The sequence below is a fragment of the Mobilicoccus pelagius NBRC 104925 genome (genome assembly GCF_000247995.1).
In the GTDB taxonomy this organism is placed as follows: Bacteria; Actinomycetota; Actinomycetes; order Actinomycetales; family Dermatophilaceae; genus Mobilicoccus; species Mobilicoccus pelagius.
Genome location: NZ_BAFE01000082.1, coordinates 1 through 534, shown reverse-complemented (window position 1 = coordinate 534; position 534 = coordinate 1). Strand labels below are relative to the sequence as shown.

Sequence of the window (534 nt, the reverse complement as noted above, 5' to 3'; positions counted from 1 at the left end):
GTGCAAATCAAGGTGTTGCTACGCTAACTTTAGCGTAGCTTTTGTAACCCTTCGATTTACAACGCTTCGCCCACACTGTCCCTTGCTTACCGAACGTAGTTCTTACTTGCTCAGCGAAGCTGAGCAAGTACGCAAATCGTAGCGTTGCAAATCTACGATTTGCAGCTGCGAGGTCACAAAGTGACCCCGTGATTTGCAAGCAAGCCGTGCAGGGGACACAAGCAGGCGGCTGCACAGCCGTAGGAGGTGCAAGGCGAGGCGGCTTGCTCAGCTTTGCTGAGCAGCCGAAGGTTTGCAAGCACGCGAAGCAACCTTTGCGAAGCTGTGCATCCTGAACTTTAGCGTCGCTTTTGCTGCAAATCGAAGTGTTGCTGCGCGTTGCAAATCTACGATTTGCAGCTGCGGTGTTGCTTGCTCAGCTTTGCTGAGCAGGCAACACCTTGATTTGCAACAGGCGGGTTCTGTACGCAAAGCGTCGAGTTGCAGGGCAAGCTTTCGATTTTCGTAAACTGATACTGTGGTCTTATTCGAGCA

At 51.9% G+C, this 534-nt stretch carries 1 protein-coding gene; it reads right to left on the bottom strand.

What is annotated here, in order from left to right; all coding sequences use genetic code 11:
* Positions 1 to 267 precede the first annotated feature (267 nt).
* A partial coding sequence (locus MOPEL_RS18170) for a hypothetical protein (RefSeq protein WP_217994542.1) occupies positions 268 to 534 on the bottom strand: 267 nt, incomplete at its 5' end.